The sequence below is a fragment of the Kocuria sp. SM24M-10 genome (assembly GCF_001027955.1).
In the GTDB taxonomy this organism is placed as follows: domain Bacteria; phylum Actinomycetota; class Actinomycetes; order Actinomycetales; family Micrococcaceae; genus Kocuria; species Kocuria oceani.
Window position 1 is genome coordinate 1 of the sequence record NZ_LDNX01000064.1, and the last position, 1,240, is coordinate 1,240.

At 80.2% G+C, this 1,240-nt stretch carries 1 pseudogene; it reads right to left on the reverse strand.

Annotation, left to right across the window (positions count from 1 at the left end):
• Positions 1 to 1,240, reverse strand: a pseudogene (locus ABL57_RS22250) (hypothetical protein); the annotation flags it as partial.

Consider the following 1,240-nt stretch of genomic DNA (forward strand, 5'->3'; position numbering starts at 1 on the left):
CCCGGCGCGGCGGGGCGGCGGGGCCGGCGGTGGGTGCGGCGCCGCCGGGTCCGGCAGGCCGAGCCGGCTCCCGGGCCGGACCGGCGGTGGCCGGGGAACTCAGGGGCGCCCCGGATGTCCGGAAGCTGCCAGGCTGCTCGGCGGGGGACTCGGCACCGCGCTCCGCCGGGGGAGCGGCCGGTGTCCCGGTCGCACTCCCGGTCCCTGTCTCTGCCGTGGTCCTTGTCTCCGTCGAGGACTCGGTCCCTGTCGAGGACTCGGTCCCGGTGGAGGACCCGGTCCCGGTCTGTGTCGAGGTCCCTGGCCCTGCCGGCGGCCCGGCCGGGGTCGTGGCCGCGGGTGAGGTGCCGGGCGCGCCGCTCTGCGGGATGGCGGCCACGGACCAGCTGTGCACGGGCTCGTCGGCCCACGCGGGATCCGTCCACTCCGCGGGTGCGTCCGTGGCGGGCCGGCCGTGTGCCTGCCACGCGTCCTGCCCGCCCCGGGGCCCGTCCGGGGACGAGGGTTCCTCGGCGGAGCCGGAGCTGGTGCCGGACGCGGTGCCGGGTCCTGCGGTGCTGCTCCGCGGGGCCTCCGCGTCCCGGGACATGGGCGGTCGCTGCTCCACCGCCCGACCCGCGGATCCGGCGGGGCGCCGGTCGGCGCCGCCGCGGGCGGTCGGGCCGGTCGGCGACGCGGGCGAGGCGGGGCGCTGCGTCTCGGTGCGGGGCTCGCCCCGCTGCCCGGACGGGCGGGGCGTCGGCTCCGGGCCGCGCGGGGCGCTTCCCCCGCCGCCCCGGCCGTGCCCGCCGCCCGGGGGGACGGCCTCGGCCCGGCAGTCGATTCCGAGGACCTGCTGCACGGCCTGTCGCAGGTCGTCCTCGAAGCGCGGGAAATTCATGAGGTCGCCCTCGGCGTCGAACATGATGCGCAGCACCTTGCCGTCGAAGGACTGCGGCGTGCCGCGCTGGACGGTGAACCACGCGACCCGGCGGATGTCCGCGAGGGCGTTGACGATCTCCGGCCAGGAGGCGCGCAGCAGCTCGATCTCGCTGCCGCCCGGCGCGAGCGGCGTCCCCGCGCCGGCCCCCGGCTCCGCCGGCGCGGCGGCACGGTCGTCCTCCTGGGACGGTGCCGCCGCAGGCTGCCGGTCCTCGGGCCGCCGACCGCTCTCCGGGCCCCGGGGCGCGGACGGGCCGGTGTGCTCGCCCGCGTCCGGCTCCGCCTGTCCCGGTGCGGCCGCGCCCGGTTCGGCAGCGCT